Source organism: Rhodococcoides kyotonense, assembly GCF_001645385.1.
Taxonomy (GTDB): Bacteria; Actinomycetota; Actinomycetes; order Mycobacteriales; family Mycobacteriaceae; genus Rhodococcoides; species Rhodococcoides kyotonensis_B.
Genome location: NZ_LVHI01000023.1, coordinates 62,276 through 82,337 on the forward strand (window position 1 = coordinate 62,276; position 20,062 = coordinate 82,337).

Here is a 20,062-nt window from a genome sequence, read left to right on the forward strand (position 1 = left end):
CCGTCGACGGGAGGTAGCTGCTCAGAGCACGTGCCGCGCCTTCATGCCCGCGAACACCGGTGCGACTCGGACGACGTCGCCCGTGGTGGGTGCGTGCACCATCTGACCGTTGCCGATGTAGATGGCGACGTGGCCGGGGCCGCCGGATTGCCAGTTGCCGAACAGCAGATCGCCGGGTTGCGCCATCGACAGCGGAATTTCGGTACCGACGTTCCACTGAGTCTCGGACGTGCGCGGTAGTTTCAGCGTGCCGTTCGACGCCTTGTACACCGCGTACGACGTCAGTCCTGAGCAGTCGAACCCGCCGCCCGACGGGCCGTTGATGTTGCCGCCGCCCCACACGTAGGGCAGGCCGAGGTAGTCCATGGCGAGCTGTACGACGCGGCCGCCGATTCCGGCAAGGTCGAGCGCCGAGAACGGCGTCAGCAACGCGGCGAACTGTGGTTCCATCGCTCGGATCTTGGCGACGTACGGTTTCGTCTGATTCTCGTAATCCGGTGTTCCCGACGGCATTCCGCCTGATCGAAGCACGGCTCCGGCGCCTGCGTTGTACCCGGCGATCGTCAGATCCAGTGTGTCGCCCTGGACTCGTCCGTCGGACTTCCATTTCGATACCTGAGAATGTATGTCGCACAACAGGTTTCCCGACGCCATGACCGAGTCGGCGATGCCGTTGATGTCGGCCACTCCGTCGCCGTCGGCGTCCTTGCCGTACTTGCGCCACGTCGACGGCATGAACTGGCCGGGGCCTCGTGCGCCCGAACTCGACACGGGTGACGTCGGGCCGTAGCGAAAACCGTTCTCCGCGGCGTACAGCGCAGCGATGGTCGGGGCCGTGACGCCCTCGCAGAGCGATCCGGCGCGCGTCAGCCAGGGGACGAATGCGGTGATCGCACCGATCGGCGACAGCGAGACACCGGTGAACGTCGCGGGCATGCCCGGGAACAGTGCCCGGCGAACGGCTTCGGCGGCAGGCATGAACGCGGTCTGGTTGGTGAGGTCGGACAGCGAGAAGCTGAGTGAGCCGAACTGCATCGTGCCTGCACCGGACGGGAACAGCGACGGCGCGAACGCACTCGGTGCGACGGGAACGCTCGCCGCCAATTCCGTGGTGGGCAGGGTGGGTGATTCCGGAACCGGCGGCTCGGGTGCCGGGGCGGCCCCGGCTTCCGGCGCCGGCAGCGCCTCCGGCTCGGCGGGCTTCTCGAGCAACAGTGGGTCAGTGGCGGTTTCGAGGGCGGCGGCGCCGTTGTCGAGTGCTGCGCTCGCCGCGTCCCGCGCCGGCTCGGGCATCGACTTCAGCAAGTCGTCGAGTTGCTGCGTCAGCCCGGGCGCGCTGTTCTCCGCTGCGGCAGCCACATCCTCGGCCGCATCCTGGACAGGTTGGGGGAGATCGGTTCCTGCTACGGCGCCTGCGGCGGACACGATGACGGCAACTATCACTGCGATCGGATCGCCTGCCATGTACAACTCCTGGTGCTCGAGCTCTCCCCGACATGCCACGCCAACCCCTTCGCGTGAGCTGACTCACACATCATGCCTTGCCGAGATGATTCGCGGGCCGAAACGGAAACGAGTTCTAGTACGGCCGTGCCGGTGTTGGGTTCGCAGTAAAGTTGTCCCCGATCACAAGGAGGGGTCGTCATCACCAGAAAAGTGCTGTCACCGGACACAGTCTGGGACCCGGGTGAGCAGTTGTTGTCGCAGTGCGTCGTCACCTCGAACGCCTCGCGCACCCTGTATCTGTCGGGACAGACGGCGATCACCGCCGACGGTCGATTCGCCGGTATCGACGACGTCGAGGCGCAGATCAGGTTGGCCTTCGAGAACATCCGGCTCATCCTCGCGGCCGCGGACGGCACGCTGGACGACGTCGTGAAGGTGACGGTGTACTTCGTCGACATCGGCAATCTGGATACGTACACCAGAATTCTGGGTGAGCTGTTCCCGCAGACACGGCCCGCGCAGACCGTCGTCGAAGTAGCTCGTTTGGCGATGCCCGAATTACTGATCGAGATCGACGCTGTGGCAGTGCTCTAGAAAGTCTTTCAGATCAGCGTCGCCCAGTAATCCGAGAAGCGGATACCGATTGCGACGACGACGATCGCGTACCAGACAGCGAGGATCGTCCACCGCCATTCGAGCAGGAGCCTCGCCGCCGTGCCTGCGCTCTGGCGATCGACCAGCTGCGACAGCGACACGACGAAGATCGGCATCGTCACGGCCCAGACGACCATGCAGTACGGGCAGAGTGCGCCGATCTCGTACAGGCTCTGGTAGATCAGCCAGTGGACGAACACCTCGCCGAGGAGCGTGCCGAGGCTCAGACCGAGCCAGTACCAATGCGGGAGTTCGACCTTCGCGAGCGTCAGAACGCCGGTGACGACGACGATCGAGAACGCGACGATGCCGAGGATCGGATTGGGAAATCCGAAGACCGCGGCTTGTTCGGTGGTCATGACCGAGCCGCAGGACAGTACCGGGTTCAGGCTGCACGACGGCACGTACGACGCGTCCTCGAGCAGCTTGATCCGCTCGATCGTGAGTGTCAGTGCGGCGAGGAGTCCGAGGACGCCGCCGATCGACAGGACCCACGCGGTGACCCTCGCGGGTCTCACTGTGCTGCGGAAATGGCCGCGCGCAGGCCGTCCGGCGTCGGGTTCTGGACCACGGTGCCGTTCACCGAGACGGTCGGGGTGCCGGTGACGCCGCCCTGCAGCACGGTCTGGGTCTGGCTGGTGACGTAGTCGGTGTAGGTGCCGTCGGTGATGCAGCCGGCCACCTCGGCACTGTCCGCGCCTGCAGAGGCAGCGATGGCGACGAGCTCGTCGTCGGTCAGACCGCTGCCGCCCTCGGCGGGCTGCTGCTCGAACATGGCCGTGTGCCACGCCGGCCAATCGGCGATGTCCGCGTCCGCGACACACATGCTCGCGTTGGCTGCGCGGGTGGAGTAGTTGGTCGACGACATGCGGTCGAGAATCGCGATGGGCTTGTAGTCGACCGCGACGGTGTTGTCGGCGACGAGGCCCGAGAGGGTGTCACCGCTGATGGCTTCGAACTGCTTACAGGCCGGGCACTGGAAGTCCTCGACGACCGTGACGACGACGGCGGCGTTCGGGTCGCCGATGCGGATGGCGCCGTCCGAGGTGACTGCCGACGGGGTGGCGGCGGGTGTTGCGGTGCTGTCGTCGGACTTCTTCGATGCAATCGAGAATCCGATGACGGCGATGAGCGCAATGAGTACGACGGCGACACCGATCTGGATCAGTGTGCGGCGCTGCTTGTCCCTCTTGCCCTGCAGAGCGGCAGCGGCTGCCTGTGCCTTCTTCTTGCTGTTGTTGCTCACTGGTTCCCTCGCTCACCCGAAAAAGTCCTCCGGCCAGGATAAGCGCGCGAACCTGAGCGCTACGTAAGAGCGACGATCCGCTCGACGGCGTATCCGTAGCCCGCGATGCCGAGTCCGGCGATCACTCCGCTGGCGATGGGGGAGACGAACGAGTGGTGACGGAATTCCTCGCGTGCGTGGACGTTGCTGATGTGCACTTCGACGATGGGCACCTCGGGGATGACGAGTGCATCCCGGAGTGCGACGGACGTGTGAGTGAGACCACCGGGGTTGATCACGATGCCCGACGCCTTCCCACGGGCTTCGTGGATCCAGTCGATGAGCATGCCCTCGTGATTCGACTGTTCGGCGCGGACGGCGCGTCCGTGCGCGGCAGCGGTTTTCTCGCACAGGGCGACGACGTCGTCGAGCGTTTCGTGACCGTACACGTCGGGCTGACGGGTACCGAGCATGTTCAGGTTCGGTCCGTTGAGCACCAGGATGTAGCTGTCGGTCATGGGATTGCTCACTTTCTCTTCGCCTCGCGCCGCCGGGTCGAATCCTTCCACAGGCCACCCGGCAGAATGTTCACAGTGAAAACGGTGTGGGTCGTGTGGGGAGTCGGCGTCTTCGCGTACATCGTCGCCATCCTTCACCGCACTGCTTTCGGCGTCGCCGGTCTCGAAGCGGCGTCTCGTTTCTCGATCAACCCAGCGGTGTTGTCGTCGTTCGTCGTGCTGCAGGTCGTCGTGTACGCGGCGATGCAGATCCCGGCAGGACTGCTGTTGGACCGTGTCGGATCGCGCAAGATGATCGCGCTCGGTGCGCTTCTGATGACGACGGCGCAGGTCATGCTGGCCGTGACGGAGTCGCTGCCGGTGGCCGTCGCGGCCCGTGCCCTCGTCGGTATCGGTGACGCCCTGACGTTCATCTCGGTGCTGCGGCTGGTGCCGCGATGGTTCCCGCCGCGTCAGGTGCCGATCGTGTCGCAGCTGACCGGTCTGATCGGGCAGTCGGGACAAATTCTGTCCGCGGTGCCGTTCCTGATTCTGCTGCAGGGACCCGGGTGGACATTCGCGTTCGGCAGTGCCGCGTCGCTCGGCCTGTTGGCTTTCGTGCTCGCGTTGTCCCTGATTCGGGACACACCTGCCGGCGCCGACGTCGTCGAATCGACGACGTCCCTGCGGGAGACGTTCGGGTCGATCGGCCAGGTGTGGAAGCGCCCTGGCACGCGGCTCGGCTTCTTCAGTCACATGGGCACGCAGTTCTCGATCACCGTGTTCGCGCTGCTGTGGGGCATTCCGTACCTGACGTCCGGGCAGGGTCTGTCGGCGTCGACGGCAGGAGGGTTGCTGTCCATCTCGGTGGTGTCGTCGGTGTTCTCCGGCATCTGCCTCGGCATCCTCACCGGCCGGTATCCGATGCGTCGGTCGTGGTTGGTGCTGGCCGTCATGGTCAGCAATGCCGCGATGTGGGGCATCGTGCTGGCGCTGCCCGGCCCCGCGCCGTTGTGGCTGCTGGTGCTGCTGGTCGTCGTCATCTCGGTCGGTGGTCCCGGGTCGATGATCGGGTTCGACTACGCCCGTACCTTCAACCCGAGCGCGAACCTCGGTACGGCTCAGGGCATGGTCAACATCGGCGGGTTCACGGCGTCGCTCCTCGTGATCGCCGCGATCGGGTGGATTCTGCAGGCGCTGGGCGGTTACACGTTCGACGCGTTCCGCGTCGCCTTTCTCGCGCAGTACCCGGTGTGGATCGTCGCGATCGTCGGGGTGTTGCTGACGCGTCGCAAGACTCGTCGTCAGCTGGCCGACGAGGGCATCTACCCGCACACGATGCGGGAGGTCATTCAGCGCGTTCGCGACCGGTAGTGCTTCCCGCGAGCGTCGCGACGGCCGTCGGCGCGGCCAGACCCCGCAACGTGACGTGCCCTGTGCCATGCCACTGCTCGGCCTCGTCGGCCGCGGCGACGTCGACGAGATCCGCCGCGACGAGGACCCGCGACGGTTCGGTCTTCGCCAGGTCCGACAGCCTCGCCGCACAGTTCACCGGCTCGCCGATGACGGTGTACTCGTAGCGTGTTTTCGCACCGATGTCGCCGGCGAAGACCTGTCCGGCTGCGACGCCGATTCCGAAATCCATCGAGTCGAGTACCTGCAGCGCGACGCGCAGATCGCGTGCGGCGCGCAACGCAGCCGTTGCCGGGTCGTCGATGGGCTGCGGCGCACCGAAGATCGCGAGTGCCGCGTCGCCCTCGAATTTGTTGATGAAGCCGAGGTTGTCGTCGACGGTTTCGACGACGATCGCGAGAAACTCGTTCAATGCTTCGGCGACGCGTTCGGGCGGATGATCGACGGCGAACGACGTCGACCCGACGAGGTCGATGAACAGCACCGCCGCGTAGCGGACGTCGCCACGGGGGAAGTCCGACTCCTCGAGCGCGCGCGAGGCGACCTGTGCGCCGACGTGTCGACCGAACAGGTCACGAAGACGCTCACGCTCGGCCAACCCGGCGGCCATGCTGTTGAATCCGCGCTGCAGAGTTCCGATCTCGGAAGCGTCGTAGACCGGGACCGCGACGTCGGTTCTGCCGTCTTCGATTTCCGTCATGGCCGAGCTCACTTCACGGACGGGCTCCGACACGGACCGGGCGACGAGTATCGTCCCGCGCAAGCCGGTGGCCAGCGCGATCGCCGACACGATCAGTATCGGGAGCTCGATGGGTGCCTCGATCTTCAGGGGCGTACCGGTGGCGTGGACGACGACGATGAGCGTGATCGCCGCGACGGGAATCGCCGTGCAGACCAGCCACGTGCCGATGAGCCGGGTGAGGACGGATGATTCCGGCCGCGTTCTCGGTGCCGTCGCCGACGCGAGCGCGGCCACCGGGCGGAGTGCTCGCTCGGTGAGAAGGTAGCCCGTGCCCGCGGTCGTCACGGCGCCGAAGACCGTGCCGACGACGATCAGCACGGTGATGTCGCGATCGGTGTCGTGGGTCAGCAGCGCAAGCGCGAAACCGAAGACGAGCCACATCACCAGGTGGGAGATCGTGTGACGCAGCGGTGTTCGGACAGCGTGCCGGGACTGTCCTGCCGTCGGGACGTCCCCGCGCGCGACCCACCGCAGAGTGGGAACGATCAGCAGGACACCTGCCGCTGCGCCGGTCGTGATGCCCAGCGGCACGATCCAGCGGAATGCGCTGTAGGCCGGGTCGGTCAGGACACCTGCCACCGACGTCGACTCGGATCGAGCCAGTAGAGCGACGACGAATCCGACCTGGACCGCGGCGACGACGTTGAGGACGATCAGCGAAATGCCGTAGTGCGCCGCAACTCTGCGAACCTGAACCTGGTTGTCGGGCATGGTGTCGAATTCTGCTCTTCTCACGTGCCCGGTCGGGTGAAATCTCTTTGCAATCTCATCCGGCCGCGAGCATGCTGGTGGTCTGCTTTTAGTTGCATGACGTAAGCAAACAAAACGTAAAGGTGTGACCAAGCGTGGTATCCCAACCTGACGTGACGGCATCCGATTCCGGCGAGTACAGCCACCGGGAGATCATGACGATCCTGTCCGGGCTGATGCTCGGCATGTTCCTCGCTGCGTTGGACCAGACGATCGTGTCGACGTCGGTGCGCACGATCGCCGACGACCTCAACGGGTTCTCGATCCTGGCGTGGGTGACGACGGCGTACCTGATCACCTCGACGGTGTCGACGCCGTTGTACGGCAAGCTGTCCGATCTCTACGGGCGCAAGCCGTTCTTCATGACGGCCATCTCGATCTTCGTCGTCGGCTCGATGCTGTGTGGGATCGCGACGTCGATGTACGAGCTCGCTGCGTTCCGGGCCGTGCAGGGCCTCGGCGCGGGCGGTCTGATGTCGATGGCGCTGGCCATCATCGGCGACATCGTGCCGCCCCGTGAGCGAGCGAAGTACCAGGGCTATTTTCTGGCCGTGTTCGGCACGTCGAGCGTCCTCGGTCCCGTCATCGGTGGCCTGTTGGCCGGCCAGTCGTCGATCCTCGGGATCACCGGGTGGCGCTGGGTCTTCTACATCAACGTTCCGCTCGGCATCATCGCGCTCGTCGTGGTGTGGCGGGTGCTGAATCTGCCTGTATATCGGCGGGAGGCGCGCGTCGACTGGTGGGGAGCGGTGTTGCTGACCATCGGCCTCGTCCCGTTGCTGATCGTCGCCGAGCAGGGCCGCGTCTGGGGATGGACGTCGGCGCGCGCGTCGACCTGCTTCGCCATCGGTGTCGTCGGCGTCGTGCTGTTCGTTCTGGTCGAGATCAAGATGCGCGACGACGCCCTCATCCCCATGCGGTTCTTCCGGAACCGTCTGTTCGCGCTGTGTATCGCGGTCAGTGTCATCGCCGGTGCGGCGATGTTCGGTGGTATCTCGCTGTTGCCGCAGTATCTGCAGGTCGTGAAGGGCTCGTCGCCGACGCTCGCCGGGTATCAGACGCTTCCGCTCGTCGGGGCGCTCATGGTCGCGTCGATCGTGTCGGGTCGCGTCATCTCGAAGACCGGTCGATACAAGATCTTCCCGATCGTCGGCACCGCGTTGATGGCGGTTGCGATGTTCGCGTTCCACTACGTGGGTGCGGACACCCCGCTGTGGCAGACGATGATCGTGATGGCTGTGTTCGGCATCGGACTGGGGTCGATGATGCAGCCCCTCACGTTGGCGATCCAGAACGCGATGCCACCGAAGGACATGGGTGTGTCGACGTCCGCGGCGACCTTCTTCCGTCAGATCGGGGCGACGCTGGGTGTCGCGGTGTTTCTGTCGATGCTGTTCAACCAGCTCACGCCGAAGACCGGGGATGCGCTCGTGGCGGCCAGTTCGGATCCCGACTTCCAGGAGGCGGTGAAGACGGCTGCCACCAGCAGTGATCCGCTCGAGTCCGGCTTCGCGAACGCACTGATCACGCACGATTCTTCGGTCGCGGGGAGTGCGCTGACCGACTCGTCGTTCATTCAGAAGATCGACTCGGTTCTGGCCGAGCCGTTCCGCATAGGTTTCTCGAACGCGATGGACTACGTGTTCCTGGCGGTGTCGATTCTGATGGTCGTCGGATTCGTGCTCGTGCTGTTCGTCAAGGAGGTGCCGCTGAGGACGATGTCCGGCATCGCGGCCGCACGTCAGGAGCGGGAGGCGGAGGCGGCTGCTCAGGACGCTTCCGACGATGCGGCTGGGGGCGAGTCGGAGGAGAAGCCTCGGTAGTGCCTCGTTCGACGGCGCCCGAGACTCACAGCTTTCCTCGAGCGAGCTCCCAGGCCTGCCGCAAGTAGCGGGGTCACTCTGGTCACAAGACATCTTCGATGGAGGACCACCGTGACCACACCACTTCTGCCACCGCGAGCGACTCCGCAGCCGCGCGCTGCGTCTCGGCACCGCCGCGCGCGTCGTTTCACGTCGAACCGCGATCATGTTCTGCTGGCCGCGCTGCTCGTCGCCACGGCGGTGCTCTATCTGTGGAATCTGACTGCGAGCGGCTACGCCAACACCTTCTATGCCGCGGCGGCGCAGGCGGGTTCGAAGGACTGGACGGCGTGGTTCTTCGGTTCGCTCGACTCGTCGAACTTCATCACCGTCGACAAGCCGCCGGCGTCGCTGTGGGTGATGGGCCTCTCCGCGAGGATCTTCGGATTCTCCAGCGCGAGCCTGCTCGTCCCGCAAGCGCTCATGGGTGTCGGCGCGGTGGCGACGGTGTATGCCGCGGTGAAGCGGGTCGCGAATCCGACTGCCGGTCTGCTGGCCGGTGCTGCGTTGGCGTCGATTCCCGCTGCTGCTCTGATGTTCCGGTTCGACAATCCCGACGCGCTGCTGGTGCTGCTGATGTCGGTGGGCGCGTACTTCGTGGTGCGGTCGTTGCAGACTGCGGTCGGTCGTCGTGCTGCGATGTGGCTCGCGTTCGCCGGTGTCGCACTGGGATTCGCGTTCTTGACGAAGATGCTGCAGGGCCTGCTGGTGTTGCCCGCGTTCGGACTGACGTATCTCGTTGCGGGACAGGCACGTCTGCGTGCGCGCCTGCTGCATCTCGTCGGTGCTTTCGCGGCGTTGATCGCCGGTGCCGGGTGGTGGGTCGTGACGGTCGCGTTGTGGCCTGCCGATGCTCGTCCGTACATCGGCGGTTCGACGGACAACACCGTGATGGATCTGGTGCTCGGCTACAACGGGCTCGGGCGCATCTTCGGAGGAAGCGGCAACGGCGGTGGGGGCGGTGGCGGCGGAATGAGCGGCGCCGCTGCGGGTTCCAGTTTCGGCGGCGCCACCGGCCTGGATCGGTTGTTCGGCAGCGAGATGGGTATCGAGATCTCGTGGCTCGTTCCGGCTGCGCTGATCGCGTTGGTGTTCGGGTTGATTGCTCGCGGTCGTGCGCCGCGGACGGATCTGCTGCGAGCCTCGCTCGTGCTGTGGGGTGGTTGGTTCCTTGTAACGGGCCTGATCTTCAGTTACATGTCCGGCACGATTCATCCCTACTACACGGTGGCTCTGGCGCCCGCGATCGCAGGTCTGATCGGTACGGGCGGGTACGCATTGTGGTTGCGCCGTGAATCGATCTGGGGCAGAGCAGGTCTGGCGACGGTGATGCTCGCTGCCGGAATCTGGTCGTGGGTTTTGCTGAACCGCAATTCCGATTGGCTGCCCGCATTGAAATGGATCTTGTTGGTGGGCACGGTCGTCGGAGCTGCGCTGTGGCTTGCGGCCGGTCGGTTCCGGAAGTTGGCGGCTGTCGCGCTGATCGTCGGGGCGCTGGCAGGACTCGGTGGTGGGACGTCGTACGCCATCGCGACGGCGGCGACCGCGCATGGTGGATCCATCCCGACCGCTGGTCCGACCGGTGCCGTCTCGGATACCGGTATGGGCGGCGGCATGGGTGGCGGCATGGGTGGCGGCGGCATGCGGATGCCGAGTGACGGTCAGGCGCCCGGTGGTGAAATGCCGAGTGGTGAGATGCCGGCCGGTGGAATGTCCGGCGGTGAGGTGCCCAGCGGTACGGGTGATGGTCAGCAGCCCGGCGCGTCGGTGTCCGACAGCACCCAGGGCGGTACTCCGTCCGGCGGCGCTCCGTCCGGCGGCCCGGGTATGTCGTCGCAATCGTCCGATGCGGTGAACGAGTTGCTCGAATCTGCCGGCACCACGTGGTCGGCCGCGGTGAACGGTTCGCAGTCGGCCGCGACGTACGAGCTGGCTACCGATACGGCCGTCATGGCGATCGGTGGGTGGAGCAGTGACCCTGCTCCGACGCTCGACCAGTTCATCGCGTATGTCGCGGACCATCAGGTGAAGTACTACATCTCGAGTGGTCAGGGCGGAGGCATGGGCGGACCGGGCGGTCCCGGCGGTGGCTCGGACAGTACGTCGTCCGAGATCGCAGAATGGGTGGCCGCCAATTTCACGGCCACGACTGTCGACGGCACGACTGTCTACGACCTCAGCACCTACGCCGGCTGAGCCACGCAGCACCAAGACATGGCAGCCCCCGACCTCAGGCCATGACGCGTAGATCCCCTGTCCTGCCATCGCGGTGGGGCAGGGGATCGTCGTTGTCGGATCGCCTGTGTCAGAACGGCGCTGGGTCATCGGCGTCTACCCTTTCTTTTCCGGTGATATCGACGTTCCAGGGGTCGGTGGGTTGATCGTGGGTGGTTGTCTCGCTGGCCTTCTCGGCCCCCTGGTCTTCTCTGTCTCGCTGGTCTTTTCGGGCTCGACGGGCGATGGGGCTGTCGATTCCGGTTCGGCGGGTTCTGCTTTGCATGTGGGTCTGCGTTTGCGGGGTATGTGGGGTGTGAGTGTGTGGCCGGTGAGATCGGTTGCGCCGACGCTGCTTCCGGGGAGGGTGACGGCGGTGCTGCCGGAGTTCGATGTCCAGTATTCGATGGCTCCGGCGAGCATGGTGGTGTGCCAGGCGCCCATGGTTTTGAGGGAGTGGTGGTAGCGGCACAGGCAGTGCACGTTGGTCAGGATCGTCCAGCCGCCGTGGGCGGGGTCGTGGTGGAGGTAGGGGATGATGTGGTCGAGTTCGCAGCTGGCTGCGGGTACGTCGCAGCCGGGGAATCGGCAGGTGCGGTCGCGGTGGCGGACCAGGTCGGCGAGCTGTGTGCGGGGCTTGTAGTGCAGTGCTCCGGCGGGTGGTTCGATGAATCCTCCGTGGCCGTCGGGGTAGAGCGCTTGCGCGACTGCGGGGTTGGCGGCGATCGCTTTCTCGAGGGCGGCGATGAGTGTGTAGGAGCCGCGGTAGGGGCCGGTGTCGTTGGGGACGGTCTGTGCGCGAGTGGCGCCTGCTGCGGGTTTCGGGAGGTTCAGTCCGCGTCGGCGTCGCCCGCGTCCGAGTGGGTGGAATGTCAGATGATCGACAGATGCCGAGCCTCCGGTAGCTGCGGGGGCATTCTCGGATTCGGCCGCGGCGTCCCCGGGATCACCCTGCTCGGCGCTTTGTTGGCCGACCGTTCCTTCGGAGCTTTCATGACCGGCCGTTCCTTCGGCCGCCTCGCTGCCGTCTTTTTCGCCCTGGCCGTTGGTCGCGTCGCTGTCGTTTTCTTCGACCTGGTCGTCGGTCTCGGCCGCAGTGTTCTCACTCTCCGCGGTCTCGGTTGCCTCGGTGGTCTCGGTCTCCGCGCTCTCGCCGTCGGCCTCGTTTTCGCCGCCTCCGCCGCTGCAGGTCTCGTCGCTAGCCTGAATGTCGTCGTCAGCCTCGCTCGCGTCGTTTACTTCGTCGTTGTCGGCCGTGTCGTCGGCTGTGGTGGTGATCTGGAGTTCGTCGGCGATGTTGCGGGCTTCGGTGATGACGATCTGCCAGTCACTGTTGGCGGCGAGTTCGCGGGCGTAGGCGGCGTCGATGAGGCCGTGTCCGGCGAGGTAGGCGGGTAGATCGTTCAATGCGGCGAGGGTGGCGAGGTCGATGGTGATCGAGGTCAGTGGTACTCGCCGGTCGGGCAGGGTTCGGTTGGCGGTGCAGGGGTGGTCTTCGTCGACTTCGCAGGTGCAGGCGAGATGGGTTTCGCGTCGCATGCATGCGGTGTAGGCGGCGGCGAGGCGTTGGCTGCGGGTGCGGGGGTCGCGCGGGCATAGGGTGGCGGCCATTTCGGTGATCGCTTGCCAGCAGGCGGCGGCGTCGGCGGCGTCGAGGGTTGCTTCGATGGTGGCGATCAGGTCTTTGTCGCGGTAGCGCACTCCGGTGAGTTTTTTCAGGTCTTCCCGCACCTCGGCGACTTCGTCGGGTGCGGTGCGCTGGATGATGGCGGCGATTTCGGTGGCCAATGGTCCGGGCGAGAGCCTTCTGGCGGCGTGTAGTACTTCGGCTTCGATCCGGGTGGCGGCATCCAAAGACAGCGGGGAGGTGACGCGGTAGATCGCGCGGACGCGGGCGAGGTCGAGTTCGCCTAATTCGAATGCTGTTTTGATCGCGGGCAGGCGTAGCCGTAGGTCCATGCCGATCTCGGCGAAGGTGTCTGCGACGGTTTTCGAGCAGCCCAAAATTTTCGCGGTTTCGGAGGCCGCGTAGTTACCGGCATCGGTGATCAAATCCCCGACTTGGATGGTTTGATGGATGCACGAATCCCAGATGTGCGCCGCCAGAGCGACTTTCCGTGCGCAGGCCTGATTCTCCAGGACCGCGACCTCCAACAGCTCACCCAACAAGTCGGTGTCGATGACCGGTTTCTTCTGTGGTCCGACGTATTTCGCGAACGCGCTGCGCTCCGTGAACGGCATGGATTCAAGCCCCCCGACTCGATTCGAACTTGTGTTCGACTATACCACCGGAGATCGCGATGTCAAGGAAAAGTTACTGCGTCACAGAGGATTTCGATGCTGCGGGCGCTACCACATGCCACCGACAAGAACGCGCCGCGCCCATCGCGACAGGCATCGACCAGCGTCACGCATCAATGGGACTGGGCCCGGGCACCCGAACGCCTCTACGTCACATCCCGGATATCCGTGACCCTGTGGTCGAATTCGCTGTCCACGTCGTCGACAGCATCCTCGACGCGCCCGAACTCGAGAGGCCGGTATACGAACACAGTTGACATTCCCAGATCTCGAGCCGCCCGCAGATCGTACGGGTGCGACGCCACCATCGCTGCACGCTCAGGGCGCACACCCAAGTATCGGCACGTTTGTTCGTGCAACACGGATCTAGCTCGAATCCGTCGAACATCTCGGCGGTCAGCGATGCACCTCAATCGCTTTCGTGCTTTTCGGCCGATTCACCATCGACGACACTCGTCCACCACAGCCGATCCCCGCAACTCGCGAACCCCGTCGACGACGTCCGGCCACAGCGTCAACCGGCGCCGCGTCTGAAGACGCCGTCCGAGAGACGGAGACGTCGAATACACACGCGCCCTACGCCGTCGCGCGAGGGCCCTAGATCTGCACGTCCACCCACACCAACCTGTGGTCCGACGGGTGTTCCACCCCGGCCGGCCAATGAACACCCGAGCCCGCGACTGTCAGGTCGTCCGATGGCAAGGCGTAGTCGACCCGCAGATCGCCGGGCACGGGATCGGCGAAATCCGCTGTATCCGTTCCACTACCGGCTTCCGACGTCGGCGCAGGATCCTGAACTCGAGGGTGATCCAACAGTTGCTGAATCGACCCGGCCACCGAATCGCCGTCGACCGGATCGCTGTTCTGATCACCCACCACGACGAACGATGCACCGGAGTCCAATCCGCCACGAACTCCGTTGTCGTCGTACAGATACTCCGCACCGGAGATGTAGTCGGCGGTCAGTCGGATCTCGTCGTGATTGCGCTTGCCGTTGCGATCCTCCGGGCCGTCGAACGACGGGGGAGTCGGATGCGACGCCAGCACATGCAGCGTCCGGCCGTCGACATCCACCGGTACATCCCAGTGCGACTTGCTGGACAGGCGCAACGCGTCCGACGCGTCCCCGTAGTAGTCGCGTGGCAACAGCGAATTCGGCATGTCCTTCCACAGGAAGTTCTGGAACGTACGCACGCCCGAGGTGTCGATCGGATACTTCGACAACACCACCATTCCGTACTGGCCAGGGAATTGACCGAACCCGTAGGCATCTCCCGGGTCACCCGTGGCGCCGTCGACATCCAGATCCAGCCCCGAGTCGACGCCCGTGTTCACTGGCGCCGTGTACGAGAATTCGTACTTGCCGTCGAGGTACCGATCACGAAACAGGTTCACCGCATCGGGACCCGAATAGTCGAACTCGTTGATCAGCACCACATCCGGATCGTTCTGCCCGACGATGTCCGCAACCGCACGTATCTGCGCATCTTCGCCCTGCAGGTCGGCGACCAACTCGCCCGCGGCGCTTCGATTCATGCTCGCGTTGAACGTCGCAACCCTGATGGTCGACGCCTCGTTCTCGGCGGGCGACGCGCACCCGGCCAACACGGCAACAGCACAAACACCGGCGAAAATCCTCATGCCCGGCACCGTAGAGACTGCATCTGAACAGCACGTGAATTAACAAGCAGGCGCGCTTGCTTTTTTACGAACCCGCTGGAATGCTGTCCACATGGCCGACCTCGACTCGATCGTCGATGACCTCCGCGCGGAAGGCGATGCGCTGGACGCGCTCGTCGCCCACCTCGACCAAGAACAATGGTCGACGCCTACTCCCGCCGCCGGATGGACCATCGCTCACCAGATCGGACACCTGTCCTGGACAGACAACGTCGCCGAGCGGACGACGTCGGGTGCAGCAGGCGACGCCGACGCGGCGGCCGAGTTCGACGTAGCACTGAAGCAAGCGTGGGCCGACCCCACCGGATTCGTCGACGCCGCCGCCGACGAGGAAGCCGCCAAGCCGGACCTGCTGACCACCTGGCGCACCCGCAGGCACGCCATGACCGATGCGCTCGCGAAAGTGCCGGCGCGAGTCAAGATCCCATGGTTCGGCCCGCCCATGAGCGCGGCGTCCATGGCGACAGCCCGATTGATGGAAACGTGGGCACACGGCCAGGACGTCGCCGACGCACTCGGCATCGTCAGGGAGCCGACCGACCGCATCAAGGGCGTGGCGCATATCGGGGTGCGCACACGCGACTTCGCCTACGCTGTCAACCAGCAGACTCCGCCGGCCGAGCCGTTCCGGGTCGAGCTCACTTCCCCCTTGGGTGAGCTCTGGACCTGGGGGCCGGAGGACGCGTCGCAGCGCGTCACCGGCTCGGCGGCGGACTTCTGCCTCTTGGTGACCCAGCGCGCTCACCGCGACGACCTCGATCTCACGGCCGTCGGTGACGACGCACAGCACTGGCTCACCATCGCTCAGGCCTTCGCGGGCCCACCTGGATCGGGACGTGACAAACGATGACCGTGCGGATCGGTAACTGCTCCGGCTTCTACGGCGATCGTCTCTCGGCGATGCGTGAGATGCTCGAAGGCGGCGAACTCGACTATCTGACAGGCGATTACCTCGCCGAACTGACGATGCTGATTCTCGGCCGCGACCGGATGAAGGACGCCACCCGCGGCTACGCGAAAACCTTCCTGCGCCAGGCCGAGGACTGCCTCGGGCTCGCTCTGGACAAGGGTGTCAAGATCGTCGCCAACGCGGGCGGACTCAATCCCGAAGGGCTCGTCGACGCGCTCGACAAGCTCGGTTTCGGCGCCGAAATCGCCTATGTCGAGGGCGACGACCTGTTGCCGCGCGCACAGGAACTCGGCCTCGGCTCGCCACTGACCGCCAATGCGTATCTCGGCGCGTGGGGCATCGTCGAATGCCTGAAATCGGGCGCCGACGTCGTCGTCACCGGGCGCGTCACCGACGCGTCCGTCATCGTCGGGCCAGCCGCACATCACTTCGGTTGGACACCAACCGATTACGACGCCTTGGCCGGGGCTGTCGTCGCCGGTCACGTCATCGAATGCGGCACCCAGGCGACGGGCGGCAACTACTCCTTCTTCACCGAGATCGCCGACATGTCCCGTCCCGGCTTCCCGATCGCCGAGATCGAGGCCGACGGTTCCTCGGTCATCACCAAGCACGAGAAGACCGGCGGCGCAGTGAGCGTCGGCACCGTCACCGCACAGTTGCTGTACGAGATCACCGGTGGGCGGTACGCGAATCCCGACGTCACCGCACGGATCGACACGGCCCGACTGACACAGGAATCGAGCAATCGCGTCCGCATCAGCGGCGTGACCGGCGAAGCACCGCCCCCGACGCTGAAGGTCTCGCTCAACTCGCTCGGCGGTTTCCGCAACGAATTCACGTTCGTGCTGACGGGACTCGACATCGACGCGAAAGCCGAACTCGCCCGTAGACAGTTCGAAGCCTGGTTGCCGACGAGGCCGAAAGAGCTCGACTGGACCCTCGTTCGCAGCGACAAGCCCGACGCCGACACCGAGGAAACGGCAAGCGCCGTGCTTCGGTGCGTCGCGCGCGACAGCGACCCCAACGTCGTCGGCCGCCAATTCTCCGCAGTGGCAGTCGAACTCGCACTCGCGAGCTACCCCGGTTTCTCGCTGACGGCTCCGCCGTCGAACGGCGGTCCGTACGGTGTGTTCACGGCCGGCTTCGTACCGATCGCCGACGTGCCGCATACAGCGGTACTCCCGGACGGTACGCGGCGCGACATCCGCCCTGCCGAAGAGACCCGTGAGCTTGCATCTCTGGAACCTGCCGAGCTTCCAGGCAAGCGTCCGGTCGAGCCCACCGTCCGCCTCCCGCTCGGCACCATCGCGGCCGCCCGTAGCGGCGACAAGGGCGGTAACGCCAACGTCGGCGTCTGGGTGCGCACCGACGACGAATTCGCTTGGCTCGCACATGCACTGACGGAGTCGAAGCTGAAAGAGATGCTGCCGGAGACGCGCGAGCTCACCGTCACCCGCCACGTACTGCCGAACCTCAGAGCCGTCAATTTCGTCATCGACGGGATTCTGGGCGAAGGCGTTGCGTCACAAGCACGTTTCGATCCTCAGGCCAAAGGCCTCGGCGAGTGGCTTCGGTCTCGCCACATCGACATTCCCGAAACGCTCGCATTCCAAGGAGACATATGACGATCTGGACGACGCCGGAGCGGCAGCAGCTCCGGAAGACCGTTCGCGGCTTCGTCGAACAGGACATTCTGCCGCACCTGAACCAGTGGGAATCCGACGGTGAAATACCGCGCGATCTCCACAGGAAGGCCGCAGCACTGGGCCTGATCGGCGCGGGCTTCCCAGAGGACGTGGGCGGTGACGGTGGCGACCTCGCCGACGCCGTCGTCATCTGCGAGGAAATGCACCAGGCCGGTGCGTCGGGAGGTTTGTTCGCGTCGCTGTTCACCAGCGGAATCGCGTTGCCGCACTTGGTCGCAGCGCGGAACGACGAGCAGATCGACAAGTGGGTCCGCCCGACCCTCGCGGGCGAGAAGATCGGCTCGCTTGCCATCACCGAACCCGGCGGTGGATCCGACGTCGGACATCTGCGAACCAAGGCAGTGCGCGACGGCGACCACTACGTCGTCAACGGTGCGAAGACCTACATCACGTCGGGCTGCCGTGCGGACTTCGTCGTCACTGCCGTCAGGACGGGCGGCGACGGTGCCGCCGGGGTATCGCTACTCGTCGTCGAGAAGGGCACCCCCGGTTTCGAGGTCGCGAACAAGCTCGACAAGATGGGATGGCGCGCATCGGACACCGCGGAACTGTCGTTCACCGACGCCCGAGTGCCCGTGGAGAACCTAGTCGGCGCGGAAAATTCCGGGTTCGCGCAGATCGCGCAGGCCTTCCTGACCGAACGTATCGCCCTCGCCGCCCAGGCCTACGCCAGTGCGCAGCGGTGCCTCGACCTGACGCTGCAGTGGGTGCGCGACCGTGAGACGTTCGGAAAGCCGCTCATCGCACGACAGTCCGTGCAGAACACCGTCACCGAGATGGCGCGCAAGATCGACATCGCACGCGTCTACACCCGCAACGTCGTCGAGCGATCGCTCGACAGCAACGACGACCTGATCGCCGAAGTCTGCTTCGCGAAGAACACCGCCGTCGAAACCGGGGAGTGGGTGGCCGACAAAGCCGTGCAACTCTTCGGTGGCCTCGGCTACATGCGGGAAAGCGAAGTCGAACGCCAGTATCGCGACATGCGCATCCTCGGCATCGGCGGCGGAACCACCGAGATCCTGACCGGACTGGCAGCGAAACGATTGGGGTATCAGGCATGAGCGTGCTGAAGTCCACTCTCGACACCGCATCGGAGCAATTCACCGATGCGACGGAGGCGATGAACACCAAACTCGCCGAGATCGACACCGAGCACTCGAAGGCGCTCCTCGGCGGCGGCGAGAAATACGTCGAGCGACACAAGAAGCGCGGAAAGTTGCTGGCGCGCGAGCGCATCGAACTCCTCATCGACGAGGATTCCGCATTCCTCGAACTGTGCCCGCTGGCGGCCTGGGGGAGTGAATTCCCTGTCGGCGCAAGCACGGTCATGGGGATCGGTGTCGTCAGTGGAGTCGAATGCCTGATCGTGGCCAACGATCCCACCGTGCGCGGCGGTGCCAGCAACCCGTGGACCCTGAAGAAAGGGTTCCGCGCCAACGATATCGCGACCCAGAACCGTCTCCCCGTGATCTCGCTCGTCGAATCCGGCGGAGCGGACCTGCCCACCCAGAAGGAAGTCTTCATCCCGGGCGGCCGGATGTTCCGCGACCTGACGCAGCTGTCCGCGAAAGGGATTCCGACGATCGCACTGGTCTTCGGCAACTCGACCGCGGGCGGCGCGTACATCCCCGGAATGTCCGATCACGTCGTCATGGTCAAGGAACGCTCCAAGGTGTTCCTCGCCGGGCCACCGCTGGTGAAGATGGCCACCGGTGAGGACTCCGACGACGAATCCCTCGGCGGTGCCGAGATGCACGCCCGAAAGTCCGGTCTCGCAGACTATTTCGCCGTCGACGAGCAGGACGCCATCCGTATCGGCCGCAGCATCGTCGAGCGGCTGAACTGGAAGAAGAAGGGACCCGAGCCGCGCGCCGACGTCATCGAGCCGCTCGCGGATCCCGAGGATCTGCTGGGCATCGTCCCCACCGACCTCAAGATCCCGTTCGACCCGCGCGAGGTCATCGCCCGCATCGTCGACGGCTCCGACTTCGACGAGTTCAAGCCCATGTACGGCTCCTCGCTCGTCACCGGATGGGCTGAGCTGCACGGCTACCCGATCGGTATTCTCGCCAACGCCCGCGGAGTTCTGTTCAGCGAGGAATCGCAGAAAGCGACGCAGTTCATCCAGCTCGCCAACCGGTCGAACACGCCACTGTTGTTCCTGCACAACACAACCGGATACATGGTGGGCAAGGAATACGAGGAAGGGGGCATGATCAAGCACGGTTCGATGATGATCAACGCCGTATCCAACTCGACGGTTCCGCACATCTCGATCCTGCTCGGCGCGTCGTACGGTGCAGGGCATTACGGCATGTGCGGCCGCGCATTCGATCCGCGCTTCCTGTTCGCCTGGCCGTCGAGCAAGTCTGCCGTCATGGGCGGCGCGCAACTGGCAGGCGTCATCTCCATCGTCGGACGCGCGGCAGCAGAAGCCCGCGGTCAGGCATTCGACGAAGAGGCCGACGCGGGATTGCGCGCGATGATCGAAAACCAGATCGAAGCCGAATCGCTTCCGATGTTCCTGTCCGGACGCCTCTACGACGACGGCGTCATCGACCCCCGTGACACCCGTACGGTAGTGGGAATGTGCTTGTCGGCCATCGCCTCTGCCCCGATCGAAGGCACCGATACCTTCGGTGTCTTCCGGATGTGA

At 65.1% G+C, this 20,062-nt stretch carries 15 protein-coding genes; 8 read left to right on the forward strand and 7 right to left on the reverse strand.

The genetic code is table 11. The features are described 5' to 3' along the window. Positions 1–21: 21 nt before the first annotated feature. The gene (locus tag A3K89_RS16170; RefSeq protein ID WP_068427766.1) at positions 22–1,464 is read right to left on the reverse strand and encodes a C40 family peptidase; all 1,443 of its coding nucleotides are present in this window, start codon (positions 1,462–1,464) and stop codon (positions 22–24) included. A 192-nt stretch (positions 1,465–1,656) separates the two neighbouring features. Between A3K89_RS16170 and A3K89_RS16175 the strand changes: the two genes are divergently transcribed. Continuing rightward, entirely contained in the window at positions 1,657–2,040 is a 384-nt protein-coding gene (locus A3K89_RS16175) for a RidA family protein (RefSeq protein ID WP_243636595.1), read from the forward strand. An 8-nt stretch (positions 2,041–2,048) separates the two neighbouring features. On the opposite strand, the gene A3K89_RS16180 is transcribed toward A3K89_RS16175, so the two are convergent. From A3K89_RS16180 to aroQ, 3 genes are read right to left on the reverse strand one after another with little or no spacing between them, the layout of a single operon-like run. Continuing rightward, complete coding sequence (locus tag A3K89_RS16180) at positions 2,049–2,618, reverse strand: vitamin K epoxide reductase family protein (RefSeq protein ID WP_068427769.1); 570 nt, start codon at positions 2,616–2,618, stop codon at positions 2,049–2,051. Then, the gene (locus tag A3K89_RS16185; protein WP_068427771.1) at positions 2,615–3,346 is read right to left on the reverse strand and encodes a DsbA family protein; all 732 of its coding nucleotides are present in this window, start codon (positions 3,344–3,346) and stop codon (positions 2,615–2,617) included. The genes A3K89_RS16180 and A3K89_RS16185 overlap by 4 nt, the downstream gene beginning before the upstream one ends. A 59-nt stretch (positions 3,347–3,405) precedes the next feature. Next, a complete protein-coding gene (aroQ, locus tag A3K89_RS16190) occupies positions 3,406–3,843 on the reverse strand; it encodes a type II 3-dehydroquinate dehydratase (RefSeq protein WP_174551443.1) in 438 nt (145 codons plus the stop codon). A 66-nt stretch (positions 3,844–3,909) separates the two neighbouring features. Here aroQ and A3K89_RS16195 point away from each other — a divergent pair, with 66 nt between their 5' ends. Next, positions 3,910–5,196, forward strand: a complete 1,287-nt coding sequence (locus tag A3K89_RS16195; protein WP_068427773.1) for an MFS transporter — start codon at positions 3,910–3,912, stop codon at positions 5,194–5,196. On the opposite strand, the gene A3K89_RS16200 is transcribed toward A3K89_RS16195, so the two are convergent. Then, a complete protein-coding gene (locus tag A3K89_RS16200) occupies positions 5,171–6,688 on the reverse strand; it encodes an adenylate/guanylate cyclase domain-containing protein (RefSeq protein WP_068427775.1) in 1,518 nt (505 codons plus the stop codon). The two genes, A3K89_RS16195 and A3K89_RS16200, sit on opposite strands and share 26 nt — an antisense overlap. 194 nt (positions 6,689–6,882) lie before the next feature. On the opposite strand from A3K89_RS16200, the gene A3K89_RS16205 reads away from it, so the two are divergent. Together A3K89_RS16205 and A3K89_RS16210 are read left to right on the forward strand one after the other, a co-directional pair. Continuing rightward, positions 6,883–8,550, forward strand: a complete 1,668-nt coding sequence (locus A3K89_RS16205) for an MDR family MFS transporter (RefSeq protein WP_068428997.1) — start codon at positions 6,883–6,885, stop codon at positions 8,548–8,550. Positions 8,551–8,661: 111 nt separating this feature from the next. Then, positions 8,662–10,785 carry an ArnT family glycosyltransferase gene (locus tag A3K89_RS16210; RefSeq protein WP_371828810.1) on the forward strand — a complete coding sequence of 708 codons (2,124 nt, stop codon included), beginning with the start codon at positions 8,662–8,664 and terminating at the stop codon, positions 10,783–10,785. A gap of 135 nt (positions 10,786–10,920) precedes the next feature. On the opposite strand, the gene A3K89_RS26430 is transcribed toward A3K89_RS16210, so the two are convergent. Beyond that, a complete protein-coding gene (locus tag A3K89_RS26430; RefSeq protein WP_068427776.1) occupies positions 10,921–13,044 on the reverse strand; it encodes an HNH endonuclease signature motif containing protein in 2,124 nt (707 codons plus the stop codon). Between the two features lie 657 nt (positions 13,045–13,701). Then, a complete protein-coding gene (locus A3K89_RS16220; RefSeq protein ID WP_068427778.1) occupies positions 13,702–14,745 on the reverse strand; it encodes an endonuclease/exonuclease/phosphatase family protein in 1,044 nt (347 codons plus the stop codon). Between the two features lie 91 nt (positions 14,746–14,836). On the opposite strand from A3K89_RS16220, the gene A3K89_RS16225 reads away from it, so the two are divergent. From A3K89_RS16225 to A3K89_RS16240, 4 genes are read left to right on the forward strand one after another with little or no spacing between them, the layout of a single operon-like run. Further along, positions 14,837–15,634 (forward strand): TIGR03084 family metal-binding protein, encoded by a 798-nt coding sequence (locus tag A3K89_RS16225; RefSeq protein WP_068427780.1) that lies wholly within the window; start codon positions 14,837–14,839, stop codon positions 15,632–15,634. Then, positions 15,631–17,322 (forward strand): acyclic terpene utilization AtuA family protein, encoded by a 1,692-nt coding sequence (locus A3K89_RS16230; RefSeq protein ID WP_068427782.1) that lies wholly within the window; start codon positions 15,631–15,633, stop codon positions 17,320–17,322. Before A3K89_RS16225 ends, A3K89_RS16230 begins: the two co-directional genes overlap by 4 nt. Beyond that, positions 17,319–18,467 (forward strand): acyl-CoA dehydrogenase family protein, encoded by a 1,149-nt coding sequence (locus tag A3K89_RS16235; RefSeq protein WP_068427784.1) that lies wholly within the window; start codon positions 17,319–17,321, stop codon positions 18,465–18,467. Before A3K89_RS16230 ends, A3K89_RS16235 begins: the two co-directional genes overlap by 4 nt. Then, the gene (locus tag A3K89_RS16240; RefSeq protein ID WP_068427786.1) at positions 18,464–20,062 is read left to right on the forward strand and encodes an acyl-CoA carboxylase subunit beta; all 1,599 of its coding nucleotides are present in this window, start codon (positions 18,464–18,466) and stop codon (positions 20,060–20,062) included. Before A3K89_RS16235 ends, A3K89_RS16240 begins: the two co-directional genes overlap by 4 nt.

Coding starts and splice junctions, on each gene's coding strand:
- A3K89_RS16170 (WP_068427766.1), bottom strand. CDS start 1,464: ATGGCAGGCGATCCGATCGCAGTGATAGTTGCCGTCATCGTGTCCGCC.
- aroQ (WP_174551443.1), bottom strand. CDS start 3,843: ATGACCGACAGCTACATCCTGGTGCTCAACGGACCGAACCTGAACATG.
- A3K89_RS16195 (WP_068427773.1), top strand. CDS start 3,910: ATGTTCACAGTGAAAACGGTGTGGGTCGTGTGGGGAGTCGGCGTCTTC.
- A3K89_RS16200 (WP_068427775.1), bottom strand. CDS start 6,688: ATGCCCGACAACCAGGTTCAGGTTCGCAGAGTTGCGGCGCACTACGGC.
- A3K89_RS16205 (WP_068428997.1), top strand. CDS start 6,883: ATGACGATCCTGTCCGGGCTGATGCTCGGCATGTTCCTCGCTGCGTTG.
- A3K89_RS26430 (WP_068427776.1), bottom strand. CDS start 13,044: ATGCCGTTCACGGAGCGCAGCGCGTTCGCGAAATACGTCGGACCACAG.
- A3K89_RS16220 (WP_068427778.1), bottom strand. CDS start 14,745: ATGAGGATTTTCGCCGGTGTTTGTGCTGTTGCCGTGTTGGCCGGGTGC.
- A3K89_RS16225 (WP_068427780.1), top strand. CDS start 14,837: ATGGCCGACCTCGACTCGATCGTCGATGACCTCCGCGCGGAAGGCGAT.
- A3K89_RS16230 (WP_068427782.1), top strand. CDS start 15,631: ATGACCGTGCGGATCGGTAACTGCTCCGGCTTCTACGGCGATCGTCTC.
- A3K89_RS16235 (WP_068427784.1), top strand. CDS start 17,319: ATGACGATCTGGACGACGCCGGAGCGGCAGCAGCTCCGGAAGACCGTT.
- A3K89_RS16240 (WP_068427786.1), top strand. CDS start 18,464: ATGAGCGTGCTGAAGTCCACTCTCGACACCGCATCGGAGCAATTCACC.